The sequence below is a fragment of the Streptomyces tendae genome (assembly GCF_008632955.1).
GTDB lineage: Bacteria > Actinomycetota > Actinomycetes > Streptomycetales > Streptomycetaceae > Streptomyces.
Genome location: NZ_CP043959.1, coordinates 1,167,775 through 1,186,967, shown reverse-complemented (window position 1 = coordinate 1,186,967; position 19,193 = coordinate 1,167,775). Strand labels below are relative to the sequence as shown.

15 protein-coding genes, 2 tRNA genes and 2 pseudogenes are annotated in these 19,193 nt (G+C 72.0%); 7 read left to right on the top strand and 12 right to left on the bottom strand.

Annotated features, from left to right (window positions below):
• Positions 1–128: 128 nt before the first annotated feature.
• The 6 genes and pseudogenes from F3L20_RS05630 to F3L20_RS05605 form a co-directional block, all read right to left on the bottom strand.
• On the bottom strand, positions 129–1,376 hold the full coding sequence (locus tag F3L20_RS05630; protein ID WP_150152722.1) for an HD-GYP domain-containing protein: 1,248 nt from the start codon (positions 1,374–1,376) through the stop codon (positions 129–131).
• Positions 1,373–2,759: pseudogene (locus F3L20_RS05625) on the bottom strand (HD-GYP domain-containing protein). The gene F3L20_RS05630 and the pseudogene F3L20_RS05625 overlap by 4 nt, the downstream one beginning before the upstream one ends.
• Before the next feature lie 140 nt (positions 2,760–2,899).
• Positions 2,900–3,202: a mycothiol system anti-sigma-R factor gene (rsrA, locus tag F3L20_RS05620; RefSeq protein WP_145827279.1), complete on the bottom strand. Its 303-nt coding sequence runs from the start codon at positions 3,200–3,202 to the stop codon at positions 2,900–2,902.
• The gene (gene sigR, locus F3L20_RS05615) at positions 3,199–3,885 is read right to left on the bottom strand and encodes a sigma-70 family RNA polymerase sigma factor (RefSeq protein WP_206338907.1); all 687 of its coding nucleotides are present in this window, start codon (positions 3,883–3,885) and stop codon (positions 3,199–3,201) included. Before sigR ends, rsrA begins: the two co-directional genes overlap by 4 nt.
• 282 nt (positions 3,886–4,167) lie before the next feature.
• Positions 4,168–4,811, bottom strand: a pseudogene (locus F3L20_RS05610) (alpha/beta hydrolase family protein).
• A 1-nt stretch (position 4,812) separates the two neighbouring features.
• Entirely contained in the window at positions 4,813–5,628 is an 816-nt protein-coding gene (locus tag F3L20_RS05605; RefSeq protein WP_150152720.1) for an SOS response-associated peptidase, read from the bottom strand.
• A 60-nt stretch (positions 5,629–5,688) separates the two neighbouring features.
• Between F3L20_RS05605 and F3L20_RS05600 the strand changes: the two genes are divergently transcribed.
• From F3L20_RS05600 to F3L20_RS05585, 4 genes are all read left to right on the top strand, one after another.
• Positions 5,689–6,420 (top strand): M50 family metallopeptidase, encoded by a 732-nt coding sequence (locus F3L20_RS05600; RefSeq protein WP_150157230.1) that lies wholly within the window; start codon positions 5,689–5,691, stop codon positions 6,418–6,420.
• 170 nt (positions 6,421–6,590) lie between these two features.
• Positions 6,591–7,907, top strand: a complete 1,317-nt coding sequence (gene aroA, locus F3L20_RS05595) for a 3-phosphoshikimate 1-carboxyvinyltransferase (protein WP_150152718.1) — start codon at positions 6,591–6,593, stop codon at positions 7,905–7,907.
• Positions 7,908–7,916: 9 nt separating this feature from the next.
• Positions 7,917–8,927, top strand: coding sequence for a ribosome small subunit-dependent GTPase A (gene rsgA / locus F3L20_RS05590; protein ID WP_150152716.1), 1,011 nt, complete (start codon positions 7,917–7,919; stop codon positions 8,925–8,927).
• A gap of 107 nt (positions 8,928–9,034) precedes the next feature.
• Positions 9,035–9,358, top strand: a complete 324-nt coding sequence (locus F3L20_RS05585) for a DMT family transporter (protein ID WP_024884399.1) — start codon at positions 9,035–9,037, stop codon at positions 9,356–9,358.
• A gap of 37 nt (positions 9,359–9,395) precedes the next feature.
• On the opposite strand, the gene F3L20_RS05580 is transcribed toward F3L20_RS05585, so the two are convergent.
• A complete protein-coding gene (locus F3L20_RS05580) occupies positions 9,396–10,007 on the bottom strand; it encodes a TetR/AcrR family transcriptional regulator (RefSeq protein ID WP_150152714.1) in 612 nt (203 codons plus the stop codon).
• A gap of 124 nt (positions 10,008–10,131) precedes the next feature.
• Between F3L20_RS05580 and hisN the strand changes: the two genes are divergently transcribed.
• On the top strand, positions 10,132–10,932 hold the full coding sequence (hisN, locus tag F3L20_RS05575; protein WP_150152712.1) for a histidinol-phosphatase: 801 nt from the start codon (positions 10,132–10,134) through the stop codon (positions 10,930–10,932).
• A 170-nt stretch (positions 10,933–11,102) separates the two neighbouring features.
• Positions 11,103–11,504 (top strand): CBS domain-containing protein, encoded by a 402-nt coding sequence (locus F3L20_RS05570; RefSeq protein WP_150152710.1) that lies wholly within the window; start codon positions 11,103–11,105, stop codon positions 11,502–11,504.
• A 72-nt stretch (positions 11,505–11,576) separates the two neighbouring features.
• Here F3L20_RS05570 and F3L20_RS05565 read toward each other — a convergent pair whose 3' ends face one another.
• Positions 11,577–13,028 carry a catalase gene (locus F3L20_RS05565; RefSeq protein ID WP_240810844.1) on the bottom strand — a complete coding sequence of 484 codons (1,452 nt, stop codon included), beginning with the start codon at positions 13,026–13,028 and terminating at the stop codon, positions 11,577–11,579.
• A 143-nt stretch (positions 13,029–13,171) separates the two neighbouring features.
• Between F3L20_RS05565 and F3L20_RS05560 the strand changes: the two genes are divergently transcribed.
• Positions 13,172–13,588, top strand: a complete 417-nt coding sequence (locus F3L20_RS05560) for a Fur family transcriptional regulator (RefSeq protein WP_145827269.1) — start codon at positions 13,172–13,174, stop codon at positions 13,586–13,588.
• A gap of 138 nt (positions 13,589–13,726) precedes the next feature.
• Here the strand turns inward: F3L20_RS05560 and F3L20_RS05555 are convergent.
• The 4 genes from F3L20_RS05555 to F3L20_RS05540 form a co-directional block, all read right to left on the bottom strand.
• A tRNA-Met gene (locus tag F3L20_RS05555) sits at positions 13,727–13,800 on the bottom strand.
• Positions 13,801–13,975: 175 nt separating this feature from the next.
• On the bottom strand, positions 13,976–15,793 hold the full coding sequence (locus F3L20_RS05550; RefSeq protein ID WP_206338861.1) for a tetratricopeptide repeat protein: 1,818 nt from the start codon (positions 15,791–15,793) through the stop codon (positions 13,976–13,978).
• Between the two features lie 222 nt (positions 15,794–16,015).
• Positions 16,016–16,089 (bottom strand) — tRNA-Met (locus tag F3L20_RS05545).
• Positions 16,090–16,145: 56 nt separating this feature from the next.
• Complete coding sequence (locus F3L20_RS05540) at positions 16,146–19,100, bottom strand: UPF0182 family membrane protein (RefSeq protein ID WP_240810926.1); 2,955 nt, start codon at positions 19,098–19,100, stop codon at positions 16,146–16,148.
• Positions 19,101–19,193: the final 93 nt, after the last annotated feature.

The following is a 19,193-nucleotide window of genomic DNA, read 5'->3' as shown; positions in this document are numbered from 1 at the left end:
GCCGGCCGCAGCGGTCGGCGCCCCCGGACACCCTCTCCTTCGCATCCAACCACGTACGGCCGCGACGCCGCTCATTACCCATGGGTTACCCAGCATGGCAGGCCGCCAGACCGTCTCGCCCGGGTCCCTCACCACGACCGGTCGACCTGCTCACGCGCCCCCTCCGTGTTCCGGGACAGCACCCTCGCCAGGGCCTCCACGACCTCCGGCGCGTACTCCCCGGCGGCCTTGAGCCGCAGTTCCTCCAGCGCGGTCAGCGGCCCTCCGGGCCCTCCTTCCCGGGACTTCTCGTCGTACGCGTTCACCGCCCGGACGATCCGGGCGGCCGGCGGCTGCTCGTGATGCGGGTCGGCCTGGCGTTCCACGATCACGGCGACCCGGGGGTCCACACCGGTCTGGCGCACCACCGCGCCGCCGAGGAGCGCGATCCGCCGCTGCTCGGTGACCGGCAGCTCGGCGGTGGCGCCCGCGGGGACCGGGTCGACGAGGCTGAGCTGGCCGATGTCGTGCATGAGCGCGGCGTACTCCAGCACGGTCAGCTCCGGTTCGGTCAGGCCCAGGTCCCGGCCCACCGCCTGGCTGAGCGCGGCGACCCGGCGGGAGTGGCCGTGCGGGGTGTACCCGGCGATCTCGGTGGCCCGCGCGAGGGAGGCGATGGTTTGCCGGTAGGTGGCCCGCACCGCGGTGTACCGCCGGTGCGACAGCTGGGCGAGGAGCAGCGGCACGGAGAACACCGGCAGCGCCCACAGCCCCACGACCGCCACGCCCAGCGCCATCACGGCGCCGGTGGCGACGACGGCGGCCCCGATCCCGGGCACGGCCCGCAGTTCGTCGCGCAGCAGCGGCGGGAAGGGCCAGCCGGTGCGGGAGTGGGACAGCGCGGCGGCGAGCACGGCGTCGCACAGCGCGGTCAGCGACAGCAGGACGAGCAGCAGCAGCGCGTGCGACGGTCCGCTGAAGTCGTCGAAGGCGCCGCGGGCGTGCAGCGGCTGGAAGCACACGGCGACGAAGCCGACGGTCAGCACCCGGCGGGTCACCGGGTCCAGGGCGGGCCCGTCGCCGCGCCCCACGTGCGGGACGCTGCCGAGCAGCGACGCGGCGAGCACCACGGTGACGACCTGGGCGGCGCCGTGGTGGGTACCGTGCCCCGCGGTCTCGCCGAGCAGCGCGTACGCCAGTGAGCCGGCGGCGGCGAGTGGCGCGGCCTCCCGGATGCCCCGGCCGCCCCGCCGGGTGAGCTCGCCGACGGCGACCAGCGTGCCGAAGGCCAGGGCCGTGCCGCGGTCCTCGATGCCGTCGTGGAGCGTCATCGCGAGCGACCCGGCGGCGAGGACGGCGGCGCACAGGTGCACGACCGTGTGCAGCCGGGGCCTCACTGGCGCGCCCCGGGGCGGCCGGTGACCGGTGCGGCGGGCCCGGGAACGGCCCGCTGCCCGGGTTCGTCGGCGGTCACCGCCGGGTGCCAGCCCGCACGGCCGATCGCACGGACCAGCGCCCGCACCATCCGCGGGTCGAAGTGGGTCCCCGCGCACCGCTGGAGCTCCTCCAGCGCCACCGGCACCGGGCGCGCCCTGCTGTAGCTGCGGGTGGAGGTCATGGCGTCGAAGGCGTCGGCGACGGCGACCACCCGGGCCGACTCGGGGATCTGACCGCCCGTCAGGCCGTAAGGGTATCCGGTGCCGTCGATCCGTTCGTGGTGGTGCAGCACCGCCGCGCGGGCCTCGCCGAGGAAGGAGATACCGCGCACCATCTCGTGCCCGTACTCGGGGTGCAGTTCGATCACCCGCCGTTCCTCGGGGGTGAGCGGGCCGTTCTTGGTGAGCAGCCGGGTGGGCACGCCGAGCTTGCCGACGTCGTGCAGGATGCCGGCGAACCTGAGCGTCTCGACGCGGTCGTCGTCCATACCGAGTTCCCGCGCGATCAGCATGGAGGCCCGGCCGACGCGTTCGCTGTGGCCGCGCGTGTAACCGTCCTTGATGTCGACGGCCTGCACCAGCGCGCGGATCGTGGCCTGGTGGGCGGCGCGCTCCCGGTGGTACTGCGCGAACGCCCACCACGAGACGCCCATCGGCAGCAGCACCAGCAGCGCCGCCACCGGGCCGTACGGGCTGCGCCACAGCAGGGCCATCATCAGTCCGGCGAGACCGTGCACGGTGAGCGGCGCGAGGGAGCCGAGGAACAGCCGCGACCAGGCGGCCGGGCGGCGGCGGCCCGGCCGCGCGCCAGTCCTCCGGGGCCGGCGCCGGCACGCCGCCGTCGAGCAGCGTGAGGACCAGGCAGAACGCGAGCACGGCGGCGCCCGCCGTCGCGAGGGCGCCGGGCATGTCGCAGTGCGCGACCGCGTCCCGGCCTCCGGTCTTGAGGTGGACCAGGCTCGCGGCCCAGACGGCGATCACCAGCTGTCCGGTGCGCCAGAGCCGGCGGGCGAGGCGGGGGCGGTGCTCGACGGGGAGCAGCAGCGCGCCGGGCAGCGCGACCAGCGCCGCGGCGGTCGGCGGCAGCAGGAAGGCCCCGGCGAGGAGCACGGGGTGGAAGGTGCCGCCCGGGTGCGGGCCGGCGACGAGCCGGGACCGGGCGAGGCGCTCGCAGCCGGCGTACAGGGCGGCGAGCAGGACGACCGGCCACCAGGGGAAGCGCGGGTCGGGCAGGGACGACAGCACCCCCGGCCGGGGCAGGCCCGGCAGGGGGAGCAGACATAGCAGACCCAGCAGGGTGACGCAGACGAGATACACCCGGGCCCGCGCCGGTAACGCCTCCATGAGCCCCTCCCCCGACCGCGCCGCGCGCGATGTGCCGCCTGCCAGGCTCGGAGCCTAGGCGGGGCGGGGGTGCCGCCGCGGGCGGACCGCACGCGGATTAGCACAATCGGGTGACGCGGCGTCCGGGGAGGGACGCGCGGTCAGGACTCCTGCGGAGCCGTGGCGACGTCCTGGTCGGGCACGGACTGACCGGAACGGATCAGCTCGATCCGGCCCATGACCTTGGACCGCAGGTCGCCCGGCACGTCGTCCTGTCCGCAACACCGCTTGACGAGCTTCTTCACGGCCTGCTCGAGCCCGTACTTCTCCAGGCACGGCGAGCACTCCTCGAAGTGGTGCTCGAACTTCACACAGTCGGAATCCGGCATCTCACGGTCGAGGAACTCGTAGAGATGATCGAGGATTTCGCTGCAATCCGTCTCGTGCGGCTCTCCGCAGCTCATGACCCCGAGCCTTTCGCTTCGTTCGACTCTCCGGCACCGGCCGGGACCAGTCCGCGCTCGCGCGCGTAGTCCTCGAGCATGCCGCGCAGCTGACGACGTCCCCGGTGCAGCCGGGACATGACCGTACCGATGGGTGTCCCCATGATGTCGGCGATCTCCTTGTACGCAAAGCCCTCTACATCGGCGAGATACACCGCGATGCGGAACTCCTCCGGGATCGCCTGCAGCGCTTCCTTCACGTCCGAGTCCGGCAGGTGGTCCAGCGCCTGCGACTCGGCGGAGCGCAGACCTGTGGACATGTGCGACTCGGCGCGCGCGAGCTGCCAGTCCTCGATCTCCTCGGCCGCACTGCGCTGGGGTTCGCGCTGCTTCTTGCGGTACGAGTTGATGAAGGTGTTGGTGAGGATCCGGTACAGCCAGGCCTTGAGGTTGGTGCCCTCGCGGAACTGGTGGAAGGACGCGTATGCCTTGGCGTACGTCTCCTGCACCAGGTCCTCGGCGTCGGCCGGGTTGCGCGTCATGCGCAGCGCGGCCGAGTACATCTGGTCGAGGAACTCGAGCGCGTCCCTCTCGAAGCGCGCACTGCGCTCCGCGGTCGACTCCGCGCCCTTGTCGCCCTGGCCCTCGGGCTGCTCCGCCTGGCCGTGTTCGGTCCCTGCGTCGGTACCGGGAACCGGACCCACCTCCTCCAATGTCGTCGCGAGACCGAGACCGGCCTCACCCGAATCGGAGGATAGACGACGATCCGGTCCGCCCGCCGCCCGAATGGGGGCGGTCTTGGCCGCGTGCAGCACCGTCCAGTCCAGGTCGGCGCGGGCACTGCGGCTCGGGCAGAACGTGGAACCCATGCGGTGGACTTCCTCTCCTACGGCGGCGGTGCCGTCACCGGCACATACGACCGTCCCAACAGCGGAAGCCTCGTTCGCATTCCCGGTGTCCGTGCCGCCCCGGGCGTCCCGGGCGTCTCAACGCAGGGAGCCGGTCCAGCCCACGACCGCGTCCGTGATCACCCGCAGGGCGTCCTCCTGGGTGAGGTCCGCCCGGCGGGGCACGGCGAATCCGTGGTCGGCCCACGCCACCTCGACCAGCTCGTGGGGCCCCTCGGGGAACTCGGCCGGTCTGCCGAAGGGGTCGTTGCCGCCCTGCACGACGAGCGTGGGCACGCCCGCGCCCAGCAGTTCCGGCGCGCGGGACTTCTCCGGCCTGCCCGGCGGGTGCAGGGGAAAGCTCAGCGCGAGCACGGCGTGGGCGCCCAGCTCCGTGGCGGTGCGGCAGGCGCGCCGGCGCTGCGGCCACCCGAGATCACCGGCAGCCCCGGCTCGGCCAGCGCGGGCCAGATACCGCGCCAGCCGGTGTCCAGGGTCTTCGGCGCCGGGGCGAGCTTCCTGCCGGCCACGCGCCAGGGCTGTTCGACGAGGGCGACGGTCACGCCGTGCGCGGGCAGGGCGGCGGCGAGCGCCACGAGGTCGCGGGCCTCGATGCCGCCGCCCGCGCCGTGACTCACGGCGAGGACGAGCCGGGCGCGGCCGGACGCGCGGTGCCAGGTGATCCGGGCGGTGCCCGTGTCGGTCTCGACGTCCTGGGTCCGCGCGGAGGTGTCGGTGCTCACGTCAGAAGAGTGTGCCCTCTTCGGGCGCGGCCAGCTCCTTCAGCAGCTCCGGTCCGTTGTTGCGGACGTTGCTGACGGCGGTGGCGACCGGGTAGGCGCGCATCAGTCCGGGCGGCGGCGGGGCCAGCAGCGCGCGCAGGTCGCCGGGGTCGGTCCTGGCCGGGTCGAGCCAGGCGTCCCAGCGGTCCGGGGTGAGCATCAGCGGCATCCGCGGGTGGATCTCGGCGAGGGCGTGCGGGCCGTCCGCCGGGGCCACGGCCAGCGGGCTCGTCTCCGCCTCGGTGGTGATCACGGAGCAGGTCACCCACCAGGCCCGGGGGTGGTCGTCGGGCAGCGTGCCGTCCCGCCAGAACTCGTACAGTCCGGCCATGGCGAACACCGAGCCGTCGGCCGGCGTCACGAAGTACGGCTGCTTGCGGGGCCGCTTCTTCTTCCCCTCGACCTCCAGGTCACGCTCCTGCTTGCCGGTGACCCACTCGTAGTAGCCGTCGGCGGGCAGGATGCAGCGGCGGGAGGAGAAGGCACGGCGGTAGGACGGCTTCTCGTGCACGGTCTCCGCGCGGGCGTTGATCATCCGGGCGCCGCCCTCGGGGGTCTTGGACCAGGACGGCACCAGTCCCCACTTCAGCTTGCGCAGCTGCCGAACCGGGCGCGGGTCCTCGGCGTCCTTCAGAGCACGGTCGAGGACGGCGTAGACCTCCTTGGTCGGCGCCACGTTGTAGTCCGGCTCCAGGGTCTCCTCGGGCTCCCACTTCTCGACCTCGAAGATCCCGGCGAGATCCTCGGGCCTCCGACTCGCTGCATACCGTCCGCACATACGTGCAACACTGCCAGACTCCGAACGCGCAGAGGGAGCGATCCGAAACACATGGCAAGCATGGTCAGCACCGCGTCCGTGTCCCTGATGTCCCTCGGCTCCCTCTGGGACGAGGTCTCGGGCACCCAGCCCGACCCGGACCTGTGGGTGATCGTCGCGACGCTGGTGGCCGCCGCTGCCGTGGTCGTGCCGCAGGCGCCCTGGCGGCTGGCCCGCAACGCCATCACCATCGCCCACGAGGGCGGGCACGGCCTGGTGGCGCTGCTCACCGGCCGCACGCTGACCGGGATACGCCTGCACTCGGACACCAGCGGCCTGACGGTGAGCCGGGGCAAGCCGACGGGCATCGGCATGATCCTCACGGCCGCCGCCGGCTACACCGCTCCCCCGCTGCTGGGCCTCGGCGGGGCCGCGCTGCTCGGCGCCGGCCGCATCACGCTGCTGCTGTGGCTGGCCACGGCACTGCTGCTGGCGGTGCTGGTGATGATCCGCAACGCCTACGGGGCGGTGTCGGTGCTGGTCACCGGGGGCACGTTCGTCCTGGTGTCCTGGCTGACGGGCCCCCAGGTGCAGGCGGCGTTCGCGTACGCGGTGGTGTGGTTCCTGCTGCTGGGCGGCGTCCGCCCCGCGTTCGAGCTCCAGTCCAAGCGGGCCCACGGCGGCGCCGGCGACTCGGACGCGGACCAGCTGTCCCGGCTGACTCACGTACCAGCGGGCCTGTGGCTGTTCCTGTTCCACGCGGTGTCCTTGTCCTCACTCCTGGGCGGCGGCCGCTGGCTCCTGGGCCTGTGACCGGGGGCGCCACGGGCCGGCACCCGGGGCCGGGCGGACAGGCCCGGGCGGGGGCTGCGCGGGGGCGGCCGGGTCCGCGCTCCGGTCGGTGGCGGGGCCGACGGGCGGACCGTGTTCCGGGTGGCGGGCACGGCGCGGCCTGTCCCCTCACCTCCTTATAAAGTGGCCCCATGGCCCCGAATCCCACGCACACCGCCCTCTGGCCCGCCCCGCACGCGAGCGGAGCCGTCGACGCGACGGTCCACGTGCCCGGGTCCAAGTCGGTCACCAACCGCGCCCTCGTCCTCGCCGCCCTCGCCTCCGAGCCGGGCTGGCTGCGCCGCCCGCTGCGCTCGCGCGACACGCTGCTGATGGCGGGCGCGCTGCGGGCCATGGGTGTGGAGATCGAGGAGGGGATCGGGCCCGACGGGACCGGCGAGGCCTGGCGGGTCGTCCCGGCCGGCCTGCACGGCCCGGCCACCGTGGACGTGGGCAACGCGGGTACGGTGATGCGGTTCCTGCCGCCGGTGGCCACCCTGGCCGACGGCCCCGTCCGCTTCGACGGCGACCCGCGCTCGCACGAGCGTCCCCTGAACGGCGTCATCGACGCGCTGCGCACGCTCGGCGCCCGGATCGACGACGACGACCGCGGCGCGCTGCCGATGACGGTGCACGGCGGGGGCGCGCTGGAGGGCGGGACCGTGGAGGTCGACGCCTCCTCGTCCTCACAGTTCGTCAGCGCGCTGCTGCTGTCGGCGCCGCGTTTCAACCAGGGCGTGGAGGTGCGGCACACGGGCGCGACGCTGCCGTCGATGCCGCACATCCGGATGACCGTCGACATGCTCCGCACGGTGGGCGCTCAGGTCGACACCCCCGAGTCGGGCGGCGAGCCGAACGTCTGGCGGGTCACGCCGGGCGCCCTGCTGGGCCGGGACCTGACCGTCGAGCCGGACCTGTCCAACGCGCAGCCGTTCCTCGCGGCCGCGCTGGTCACCGGCGGCAAGGTGGTGATCCCCGACTGGCCCGCGCGGACCACCCAGCCCGGTGACCGGCTGCGGGAGATCTTCACCGAGATGGGTGGTTCCTGCGAGCTGACCGAGTACGGGCTGCTCTTCACCGGCTCCGGGGCGGTGCACGGCATCGACGTGGACCTCGGCGAGGTGGGCGAGCTGACGCCGGGCGTCGCGGCTGTCGCGGCCCTCGCGGACTCCCCCTCGACCCTGCGGGGCGTGGCCCATCTGCGGCTGCACGAGACGGACCGGCTGGCCGCGCTCACCAAGGAGATCAACGAGCTGGGCGGCGACGTCACCGAGACGGCCGACGGCCTGCACATCCGCCCGCGGCGGCTGCACGGCGGCGTCTTCCACACCTACGAGGACCACCGCATGGCCACCGCCGGTGCGATCATCGGCCTGGCAGTCGACGGCGTCCAGATCGAGAACGTGGCGACCACGGCGAAGACCCTTCCGGACTTCCCCGAGCTGTGGACCGGGATGCTCGGGGCCTAGGGGTTCACCATGCGCCGCTACGGCAAGCACACCGACGAGGACGACATCCGCTCCCGCCCCAACCGCAAGGGCAACCGGCCGCGCACCCACATCCGGCCCAAGCACGAGGACGCCACCGAGGGCATGGTCCTCACGGTCGACCGGGGCCGGCTGACGTGCCTGGTCGAGGACCGGGTCATCACCGCGATGAAGGCCCGTGAACTGGGCCGCAAGGCGGCCGTGGTGGGCGACCGGGTCGCCATCGTGGGTGACCTGTCCGGCAAGAAGGACACCCTCGCCAGGATCGTGCGGATCGAGGAGCGCTCGTCGGTGCTGCGCCGTACCGCCGACGACGACGATCCCTACGAGCGGGTGGTCGTGGCCAACGCCGACCAGCTCGCCGTGGTGACCGCCCTCGCCGACCCCGAGCCCCGGCCGCGGCTGATCGACCGCTGCCTGGTCGCCGCCTTCGACGGCGGACTCGAGCCGCTGCTGGTCCTCACCAAGTCCGACCTCGCACCCCCGGACAAGCTGCTCGAGCTGTACGGCGCGCTCGACATCCCGTACGTCGTCACCAGCCGCGCCGAGCTGGAGAGCGGCGAGGCGGTGGAGCGGGTGCGCGAGCAGCTCGACGGGCGGATCACGGCGCTCGTGGGGCACTCCGGCGTCGGCAAGACGACCCTGGTGAACGCACTCGTCCCGGAGGACCAACGGCGGATCACCGGGCACGTCAACGCGGTGACCGGGCGCGGCCGGCACACCACCACGTCCGCGCTGGCGCTGCCGCTCGCGGGGGACGAGGGCTGGGTGATCGACACCCCGGGCGTGCGGTCCTTCGGGCTGGCGCACGTCGACCCCTCACGGGTGATCCACGCCTTCCCCGACCTGGAGCCGGGTACGGAGGGCTGTCCGCGCGCGTGCAGCCACGACGAGCCGGACTGCGCGCTGGACGCCTGGGTGGAGGAGGGCCACGCGGACCCGGCGCGGCTGTACTCGCTGCGGCGGCTGCTCGCCGCGCGGGAACGCACCGACGGGGACTGACCTCCGCCGTGTTTGCCCTGACCCGCGGCCGGTAAGTGCATAATCGCACCGAGCCGGACACGAACCTGACGAAGCGGTCACTGTACGCGGGGAATGCGGGAGGACACATGGCGTGGCTGCTGGTCATCGTCGCCGGGTTGCTCGAGACCGGTTTCGCCGTGTGTCTGAAGCTGTCGCACGGCTTCACCCGGCTCTGGCCCACCATCGCCTTCTGCGCGTTCGCGCTCGGCAGCTTCGGACTGCTGACCCTGGCGCTGAAGAAGCTGGACGTGGGACCGGCGTACGCGGTGTGGACGGGCATCGGGGCGGCGGGGACGGCCATCTACGGGATGGTGTTCCTCGACGACCTGGTGTCGACGCTGAAGATCGTCTCGATCAGCCTGGTGATCCTCGGTGTGATCGGACTGCAGCTCTCGGGCTCCGCGCACTGAGCGGTCCCCCTTTCATGGGATCCGTTCGCGGGGCCTCTCACGGCACCGGCCGACGATGCAGGGCACCCCGGACCAGCTCGGCCACCCCGTCGTCCGGCGCGGACGCGACGACGCAGGACAGGGCGAGGCGGATCACGAGCTCGCAGGACCGCGCGAGGTCCGCGGTGTCGCCCCGCGTGTGCCCGGGCCCCGCGAGCACGGCGACGGCCCGGTCGCGGACCAGGTGGACGAGGTCGGCGGGTGAGGGCAGGGGCCCGTCGGCGCGGCGCTGCGCGGGCAGGGCGGACCCGGACGGCACGGCCGCGAGGGCCGGCACGGGCAGGCGTTCGCTCCAGCAGCCGGTGAGCATGGCGCGCACCAGGGCGTTCTCGCGGGCGCTCGCCGTGGTCCACTCGGCGGTCGCGGTGAGCCGGTCGCGCGGGTCGGTGTGGGCGGTGAGGGCGCGGTCGACGCCGGCCAGGTAGCTGTCGGCCTCCCGGCGCACCAGGGCCCGCGCGAGGCCGTCCTTGCTGCCGAACTCGTTGTAGAGCGTCTGGCGGGACACCCCGGCCGCGGCGGCCACGTCCACCATCCGCACCGCGGACCACGGCCGACGGGCCAGGGCCGTGTACGCGGCGTCCAGCAGAGATTCCCGCGCTGCAGGCATCATCGCCTCCCTCGGGGCGAGCGGCCGACCCTGCGGTTAGATTTGACGCGCCGTCGGGCACTGTCAAGGGGTCGCGGAACCGGCCCCCGGTGGCCCGGAACCGATCTCGGCCGATACCGTTCGGGGCATGCCCGACTACCTCGACGACCTGCGTCTCGCCCATGTCCTCGCGGACGCCGCCGACGCCGCGACCATGGACCGGTTCAAGGCTCTCGACCTCAAGGTGGAGACCAAACCCGACATGACGCCGGTGAGCGAGGCGGACAAGGCCGCCGAGGAGCTCATCCGCGGCCACCTCCAGCGCGCCCGCCCGAGGGACGCGGTCCTGGGCGAGGAGTACGGCGTCGAGGGCACCGGGCCGCGGCGCTGGGTGATCGACCCGATCGACGGAACCAAGAACTACGTGCGGGGCGTCCCCGTGTGGGCCACGCTGATCTCCCTGATGGAGGCCGGCGAGGGCGGGTTCCAGCCGGTCGTGGGCGTCGTCTCGGCCCCCGCACTGGGCCGCCGCTGGTGGGCGGCGAAGGGGCACGGCGCCTACGCCGGACGCAGCCTGTCGTCGGCCACCCGGCTGCGGGTCTCCCAGGTGTCCCGCGTCTCCGACGCCTCCTTCGCGTACTCCTCCCTCACCGGCTGGGAGGAGCAGGGACGGCTGGACGGCTTCCTCGACCTCACCCGCGAGGTGTGGCGCACGCGCGCGTACGGCGACTTCTGGCCGTACATGATGGTCGCCGAGGGGTCGGTCGACCTGTGCGCGGAGCCGGAGCTGTCGCTGTGGGACATGGCGGCCACGGCGATCGTGGTGACCGAGGCAGGCGGCACCTTCACCGGGCTCGACGGCCGCCCGGGCCCGCACAGCGGCAACGCCGCCGCGTCGAACGGCCTGCTGCACGACGAGCTGCTGGGGTATCTCAACCAGCGCTACTGAGAAGGCCGGAGATCGCGCACGCGCCCCCGACCGGCCACGTGCGCCCTCTTGTTGACCCCCGCTTTGCCTGCCACTCTGAGAGTTCCCCCACTTGTGAACTTGTGAAATCACGAACGAGCGGGCCAACCGGCCCGTGACCTCGTGTTTTCCGGTAGGAGGTGGCTCCATCCATGCTCGTCCGTGACGCCATGAGCACCGTGGTCCTCACCATCGGCCCCGCCCACACGCTCCGCCAGGCCGCCGCCCTGATGTCCGCGCGCCGGGTGGGCGCGGCCGTGGTCCTCGATCCCGACGGCACCGGCATCGGCATCCTCACCGAACGGGACGTCCTCAACTCCGTCGGCCTCGGCCAGGATCCGGACGCCGAACGCGCCCACGCCCACACCACGACCGACGTCGTCTTCGCCACCCCCTCCTGGACCGTCGAGGAGGCGGCGGGTGCCATGGCCCACGGCGGCTTCCGCCATCTGATCGTCCTCGACCGGGGTGAGCCCGCGGGCATCGTCTCGGTCCGGGACATCATCCGCCTCTGGGCACCCGCCCGGCAGCCGGCCCAGCAGGTGCCGGCCTGACCGTACGCGGAACGGGCCGGACCCCCGAAGGGAGTCCGGCCCGTCGATCGACAAGCGGTCCAGCGCTGGAAATCAGCCGCGCAGGGCCTGCACCGCGGCCTCCAGCCGCTTGCCGAAGTCCTCGTCCGCCTGACGGAAGTTGTTGATCGCGCGCTCGGCGATGTCGTCGCGCGTCACACCCGAGATGGCGTTCGCCAGGTTGTTGACCAGGCGCTCCTTCTCGTCCTCGGTCATCAGCCGGTACAGGTTGCCCGCCTGGACGAAGTCGTTGTCCTCGGCGTGGACGGGCGTGACCGTCTCGCCGGTGACCCCGTTGAGAGCGACGGGCTGCCACAGCGCGCGGTCCGTCTGGAACGGGCCGCCGAAGCTGTTCGGCTCGTAGTTCTTCGCTCCCTTGTGGCGGCCGTCGTACAGGTGGCCGTCACGGGAGTGGGTACGCGCCTCGGTGGCGTGCGGGCGGTTCACCGGCAGGTGGTCGGCGTTGATGCCGACGCGGTAGCGGTGGGCGTCGCCGTACGCGAAGAGACGGCCCTGGAGCATCTTGTCCGGGGAGGGACCGATGCCCGGCACGAAGTGGGCGGGGCTGAAGATCGACTGCTCGACCTCGGCGAAGATGTTCTCCGGGTTGCGGTTGAGCTCCAGCTTGCCGAACTCGATCAGCGGGTAGTCCGCGTGCGGCCAGACCTTGGTCAGGTCGAACGGGTTGAAGCGGTAGGTCGCCGCCTCGGCCACCGGCATGATCTGGACGGACACGGTCCAGGACGGGAACTCGCCCCGCTCGATGGCCTCGCGCAGGTCGCGCTGGTGGGAGTCGGGGTCCTTGCCCGCGAGGACCTCGGCCTCCTCGGCGGTCAGGTTCTTGATGCCCTGGTCCGTCTTGAAGTGGTACTTGACCCAGAAGGCCTCGCCGGCCTCGTTGTTCCACTGGTAGGTGTGGGAGCCGAAGCCGTCCATGTGGCGGTAGGACGCCGGGATGCCGCGGTCACCGAACAGCCAGGTCACCTGGTGCGTGGACTCGGGCGACAGACCCCAGAAGTCGAAGACGTTGTCCGCCTCCTGCGAGCCGGTGTACGGGTCGCGCTTCTGGGTGTGGATGAAGTCGGGGAACTTGATGGCGTCCCGGATGAAGAACACCGGGGTGTTGTTGCCGACGAGGTCGTAGTTGCCCTCCTCGGTGTAGAACTTCACCGCGAAACCGCGCGGGTCACGCACGGCGTCGGCGGCGCCCAGGTTGCCCGCCACCGTGGAGAAGCGCAGGAAGACCTCGGTCTCCTTGCCCACCTCGGACAGGAACGCGGCCCGGGTGTACTTCGTGACGTCGGCGGTCACCGTGAAGGTGCCGTACGCGCCGGCGCCGCGGGCGTGCACCACGCGCTCCGGGATGCGCTCACGGTTGAAGTGGGCCAGCTTCTCGAGCAGGAGCTGATCCTGGACGAGGACCGGGCCGCCGACGCCCGCGGTCTCGCTGTTCTGGTTGTCGGCGACCGGAGCTCCGGCCTCCGTCGTAAGCGGTCCCTGCGTCACGTGCGCCTCCTGCGTCATTACTGCAACTTGTGCCTTGGCTAAAGCCGAGCTCGATCCTACAATGGACATTGTCTAAGTCAAGTAAAGCTCCAAAGTCACACCCGTTCGGGGTTCGACTCCCCCCTGCTGTTAGGCTGGTGCCTATGAGTGACCTTCTGGAACGGCTTCGCGGACGTGGTTGGCGGATGACCGCGCAGCGCCGTGTGGTGGCCGAGGTCCTCGACGGCGAACACGTCCACCTGACGGCCGACGAGGTGCACGCCAGAGCTGTCGCCAAGCTGCCCGAGATCTCCCGGGCGACCGTCTACAACACCCTGGGCGAACTGGTGTCGCTCGGCGAGGTGCTGGAGGTCGCCACGGACAAGCGGGCCAAGCGCTACGACCCGAACGCGCACCGCCCCCATCACCACCTGGTGTGCGCGCAGTGCGGAGCGATCCGCGACGTCCACCCGACCGGCAACCCGCTGGCCGACCTCCCCGCCACGGAGCGGTTCGGTTTCACGGTGTCCGACGTCGAGGTGACGTACCGCGGCCTCTGCCCGAACTGCGCGGCGGCCTAGCCGCCACCCGACGCACGAGGCCCCGGCACCTCAGGGTGCCGGGGCTTTTCGTCGCGCCCGCGCCGAGCGCTCCGCTGTCGTACACGAACGAACGACCGAGGACCGGAACCCTTTCGGATTCCGGCCCTCGGCCTTCAGTAGCGGGGACAGGATTTGAACCTGCGACCTCTGGGTTATGAGCCCAGCGAGCTACCGAGCTGCTCCACCCCGCGGCGATGAATGCAACGCTACGTCAAGACACCCGATGGAAGCAAATCCTTTCCCCGCAGGCTTCCCCGAGGCTCCTGAAGGGCGCGGCGACCGCGCCAGGGGGCCGGGAAGGCGCCCCGTAGGGGCGCGGGAGCTGCGCGAGGGCGGTCCGGGGCTCAGCCCTCGCATTCGGCCGCGCTAGGCGGACAGCTCCTCCCGGAGAGCGTCCCGCAACCGCGTCGCCCGTTCCGTGACCGCCTGAGGCCCCAGTTCCGCCGCCCGGTCCGCCCACCGCTGCCCCTCCGCCAGTTCGCCACGGCGGGCGTACACCAGGGCGAGCCGCAGAGCCGCACGGCCATGGCCGGCATCCGCCGCGCGGGTCCACCACACCGCCGCCTCCGGCTCGCTCCCCTCCCGCGCCAGCAGCAGCCCCAGGTTGAAGGCGCCGTTGCGCGAGCCGGCCTCCGCGGCCTCCCGGTACCACCGGGCCGCCTCGACGACGTCCCCGCGGGCCGCGGCCAGCATGCCGACCCGCACCTGGGCGCGCCGGTGCCCCTGGGTGGCAGCGCGCTCGTACCACTCCTCGCACTCGCTGCGCCGGTGCACCGGCTCCCCCAGCTCGTGCGCGGGCTCCGGCGGCCGGCGGGCGTCCAGCACCGTCGCCAGCCGGTACGCCGCCTCCGCGCTGCCGCCGCCCGCCGCGCACCGCAGGAACCGCTCGGCCTCAGCTTCCTCGCCTTCCCGCAGCCGCGCCATGCCGACCTGGAGCGCCGCCTCGGTGTGCCCGGCGCCCGCCGCCCGCTCGTACCAGCGCAGCGCGGCCCGCTCCTCGCCCCGCCCGGCGTGCAGGATGCCGAGGTTGAAGGCGGCGTCGACGCTGCCGGCCTCCGCGGCCTTGGAGAACCACGGCTCCGCGCCGGTCTCGTCCCCGGCGCGCAGCAGCAGGATCGCCAGCGCGTTCGCCGCCTCGCGGTGACCGGCGTAGGCGGCGCGGCGGTACCACTGCTCGGCCTGGGTGGTGCGCCCCTGGTCGGCGCAGAGCAGCCCGAGGTTGTAGGCGCCGTTGATGTCGCCGGCGTCCATGGCGGCCCGGTACCACCGCTCGGCGGTCTGCGTCTCGCCCCGCTCCGCGTGCAGCGCGCCCAGGGCGTTGGCGGCGTTGCCGTCACCGTCCTGCGCCGCCCGCAGCCACCACACGGCGGCGTTCTCGGTGTCCCCGGCGTCGCGCAGCAGGAAACCCAGCGCGCACGCGGCGCGCGGCTCGCCGTCCTTGGCGGAGGTCAGGTACCAGCGCCCGGCCTCCTTCAGCTCGCCGCGCTTCTCCAGGATCGTGCCCAGGTGCAGAGCGGCCCGGCGGTGTCCGCGTGCGGCGGCCTGCCGGTACCACTGCTCGGCCTCCTCGACCAGCGCGGCACCGGCGTCGGCGGAGTCGCGCGCGGCCCGGCGGTCCACGGCCCGGGCGAGCCGGTAGGCGCCCTCCCGGTGCCCGCGCTCCGCCGCGGCCCGCATCCAGCGCTCGCTGCCCTCCGCGTCGCCCCGGTGCTCCAGGAGGTCGGCGAGGGCGTACGCGCCGAGGGTGTGGCCCTGCTCGGCGGACTGGCGCAGCCAGTACTCGGCGGCGGGTTCGTCCCCGCGCTCGCGATGGTGGCGGCCGAGCGCGTGGGCCGCCGCCGTCGAACCGGCGACGGCGGCGATCCGCCACCATCCGGCGGCCTCGTCGGGGTAGCCCCGCTGGTGCAGCAGGACGCCCAGGTTGTTGGCGGCGGCGCGGTCGCCCGCGGCGGTGGCGGCACGCAGATGGGGTTCGGCACCGTCGAGGTCACCACGGCGCAGCAGCATCGCGCCGAGGACGCTCATCGCCTCGACGTCGCCGGCCTCGGCGGCGAGCCGCCGGCGCAGCTCCTCCGCCGCCTCCTCGGCCGCTTCCCCCGTCTCGTGAGGGGTCTCCTCCCGGGGGGAGGACTGCACAAAACGCCCTGACTCGAACAGAGTTGCCTTGTCCCCCATAACATCCATCGTCGCACCACCTGCAACCTGGGTACACCTGGTATACCGCAGTCAGTGAGGTCACTTCAGCGTTTTGTCGACATGCCCACAGAGAGACAAGTCAAACACAGATCGCTCAACTCCCGTCGGCGGCAGCGCCGTCGAGGAAGCGGGCACATGCGTTCGCCCACCACAAAGGCCCGGATTCCCTTGGGAATCCGGGCCTTTGGTGTCGCTTCCGCGCGACTTCAGTAGCGGGGACAGGATTTGAACCTGCGACCTCTGGGTTATGAGCCCAGCGAGCTACCGAGCTGCTCCACCCCGCGCCGTTGTGTTGCAACCGTAGCACGGCGCGGGGTGGGCCTGTGACCAGGCCGCCTGGTCAGCTGTTCGCCCGTGGACCGGAGCCCGGGTCCGCGCTCGGACTGCTCCGCGCGCCGCCGGACCCGCCGGACCCGCCGGACCCGCCGGGCTGCGCCGCCTCGGCCCTGCGCAACGCGTCCTCAAGGTCCTTCTGCGCCCGGCCGTAGGCCTCCCAGTCGTTGTTCTTCAGGGCTTCCTGGCCGGCCTCGAAGGCCTTCTGCGCGTCGTTCAGGGCCTCCTGGACCGTCGAGGGCTGTTCCGTGCTCGGCGGGGGCGTGGTGCCCTCGTCCTCGTCGGTGCCTTCGTCGGCCGGTGGCTCGACGGGTGTGCCCTCGCCGCCGAAGACCTTGTCGAGCGCCTGCTCCAGGGTGTCCTCGAACGCCGTCTGGCCGCCGTAGGTCACCAGCACCTTGCGCAGCAGCGGGTACTTCAGTCCGCCACCGCGGACGTAGACCGGCTCCACGTAGAGCAGTCCGCCGTCGAGCGGGACGGTCAGCAGGTTGCCGTACTCGACCTCGGAGTCGCCGCCTCTCAGCAGCCTGATCGTCTCGGCGATGTCCTGCTGGGAGTTGAACTGGCTCTGCACCTGCTTGGGTCCGGAGACCGTGGTGCTGGTCGGCAGTTTCAGGATTCTGATCTTGCCGTAGTCCTCGGTGCCCGGATCGGCGTTGACCGCCATGAACGCGCTCAGGTTGTCACGGCCGTTCGGGGTGAACGTCGTGGTGAGCGAGAACACCTGGTTCTGCTGGTCCGGCATCCGCATGCTCAGGTAGTACGGCGGGACCGTCTCACCCGTCTTGTTCGTCGGGTCGTCCGGCACCTGCCAGACCTCGCTGCCGGAGAGGAACGTGTTGGCGTCCTTCACGTGGTAGCGGGTCAGCAGCTCACGCTGGACCTTGAACAGGTCCTGCGGGTACCGCAGATGGTCCATCAACTCCTGGGAGATCTCGCTCCGCGGCTCCACGGTGTCCGGGAACGCCTTCATCCACGTCTTGAGGACGGGGTCCTGGGTGTCCCACTGGTAGAGCTTGACCTCGCCGCTGTACGCGTCGACGGTCGCCTTGACCGAGTTGCGGATGTAGTTGACCTGGTTCTGCTGGGCCACCACCGTCCGCTGGTCGTTGGTCGCGGTCAGCGAGTCGGCCGTGGTGTCGCCCAGCGTCGTGCGGGACGCGTACGGGTAGCCGTTGGTGGTCGTGTAGGCGTCGACGATCCACTGGATCCGGCCCCCCACGACCGCCGGGTAGGCGTCGCCGTCGATGGTCAGCCACGGCGCGATCGCCTCGACGCGCTCCTTGGGCGTGCGGTTGTACAGGATCCGCGAACCCTCGCCGATGGCACCGGAGTACAGGATCTGCGGCTCGCCGAACGCCACCGCGTAGGCGGCCCGGTTGACCGGGTTGTCGAGGTTGACGCCGCTGTCGCCCTGGTAGCTGTACGTCTTCTCGCCGCTGTCGTCGGAGTAGTCGATCTCCTTCTGGGGACCGCCGACGATGGAGTACGTGGTCGTCCGCTCGCCGTAGTAGACGCGCTGCTCGTACGTGCCGAGGTCGCCCTTGGACGGCAGGTCGGACTCGGTGAACGCCGGGCGCCCGCCGGAGTCGGCACTGGTGCCCTCCGCGGCCACGGCACCGTAGCCGTGGGTGTAGCGGAAGTGGTCGTTGATCCAGTTCCGCTTCGGGATGCCGTTGTAGTTCAGCTCGCGCAGGCCGATGACGGTGTCCTGCTCCTTACCGTCCTTGGCGTAGCGGTCGACGTCCAGGTTGGTCGGGAACGCGTAGTAGTTCCTGATCTGCTGGAGCTGCTGGAACGTCGGGGACACGATGTTCGGGTCCATGATGCGGATGCTGGCCGCGCCCGCCACGTCGTCCCGCAGCTTGGCCTGGTCCTTGGTGGTGGCCGTGCCCGGATAGTCGGTGACCTGCGAGTCGCCGATCCCGTAGGCCTCACGCGTGGCCGCGAGGTTCTTCTCGACGTACGGCGCTTCCTTGGCCTGCTCGTTGGGCTGAACCTGGAACTTCTGCACGATCGCCGGGTACAGGCCGCCGATGAGGATCGCCGACAGCACCATCAGGCCGAAGCCGATGACCGGCAGCTGCCAGGTGCGCCGCCACAGGGTGGCGAAGAACAGCAGCGCGCAGATCACGGCGATGCAGAACAGGATCGTCTTGGCCGGCAGGTAGGCGTTGGCGTCGACGTACCGCAGGCCGGTCCAGCTGTCGGTGGCCTTGAAGTCGCTGGACTTCACGGCCAGTCCGTACCGGTCGAGCCAGTACGCGACGGCCTTCAGCGCGACGAAGATGCCGAGCAGCACCGACAGGTGCCCGGTGGCCGCGGCCGTGGCGCGCGCGCCGGGGCTCGTGATGCGCAGCCCGCCGTACAGGTAGTGGGTGAGCGCGGCGGCGATCAGGCCCAGGATGGTGGCCGCGAAGCCGAAGCCGAGCAGGAACCGGTACCAGGGCAGGTCGAAGGCGTAGAAGGAGACGTCCAGATGGAACTGGGGGTCCTTCTGCCCGAAGGACACTCCGTTGACCCACATCAGCCAGGTGCGCCACTGGCTCGACGCGGAGGCACCCGCGATCAGGCCCACCAGCGCGGTGATGCCCAGCAGCAGCCACTTCTTGTACGGGGCGATGCCCATGCGGTACCGGTCGAGGTTCTGCTGCTCCATCGACATGGCGCTCAGCGGCGGCCGCAGGCGGTGTGCGAGCCAGATGTTGAAGCCGACCGCGACGGCCATCAGCAGACCGAAGACGAAGAAGAGCCCGACCTTGGTCCACAGGGTCGTGGTGAACACCGACGAGTAGTTGACCGAGCGATACCACAGCCAGTCGGTCCAGAACCCCGCGAACATGGTGAACACCATGCCGAGGACGGCAAGGACGCCCAGTGTCATGAGCAAGGTCCGGACCCGTCGGGACGGCCGGCCCACTCTGATCCGTGGCCCCGTCGGGCCTCCGCCGCGGTCCGGCATCTGGAAAGCCAAGGTAGGCACCTCGAAGTTCGCTGTTGATTCGTCGAGCCCGCGTCTTCACGGACCGTTCGTGGCCCCCCGTGTCGTGGGCCC

Bases quoted from the DNA above. Each gene is read 5' to 3' on its own strand.
- rsrA (WP_145827279.1), bottom strand. From the start codon at position 3,202: ATGAGCTGCGGAGAGCCGCACGAGACGGATTGCAGCGAAATCCTCGAT.
- F3L20_RS05605 (WP_150152720.1), bottom strand. From the start codon at position 5,628: ATGTGCGGACGGTATGCAGCGAGTCGGAGGCCCGAGGATCTCGCCGGG.
- F3L20_RS05600 (WP_150157230.1), top strand. From the start codon at position 5,689: ATGGTCAGCACCGCGTCCGTGTCCCTGATGTCCCTCGGCTCCCTCTGG.
- aroA (WP_150152718.1), top strand. From the start codon at position 6,591: ATGGCCCCGAATCCCACGCACACCGCCCTCTGGCCCGCCCCGCACGCG.
- rsgA (WP_150152716.1), top strand. From the start codon at position 7,917: ATGCGCCGCTACGGCAAGCACACCGACGAGGACGACATCCGCTCCCGC.
- F3L20_RS05585 (WP_024884399.1), top strand. From the start codon at position 9,035: ATGGCGTGGCTGCTGGTCATCGTCGCCGGGTTGCTCGAGACCGGTTTC.
- F3L20_RS05580 (WP_150152714.1), bottom strand. From the start codon at position 10,007: ATGATGCCTGCAGCGCGGGAATCTCTGCTGGACGCCGCGTACACGGCC.
- hisN (WP_150152712.1), top strand. From the start codon at position 10,132: ATGCCCGACTACCTCGACGACCTGCGTCTCGCCCATGTCCTCGCGGAC.
- F3L20_RS05570 (WP_150152710.1), top strand. From the start codon at position 11,103: ATGCTCGTCCGTGACGCCATGAGCACCGTGGTCCTCACCATCGGCCCC.
- F3L20_RS05560 (WP_145827269.1), top strand. From the start codon at position 13,172: ATGAGTGACCTTCTGGAACGGCTTCGCGGACGTGGTTGGCGGATGACC.
- F3L20_RS05550 (WP_206338861.1), bottom strand. From the start codon at position 15,793: ATGGATGTTATGGGGGACAAGGCAACTCTGTTCGAGTCAGGGCGTTTT.
- F3L20_RS05540 (WP_240810926.1), bottom strand. From the start codon at position 19,100: ATGCCGGACCGCGGCGGAGGCCCGACGGGGCCACGGATCAGAGTGGGC.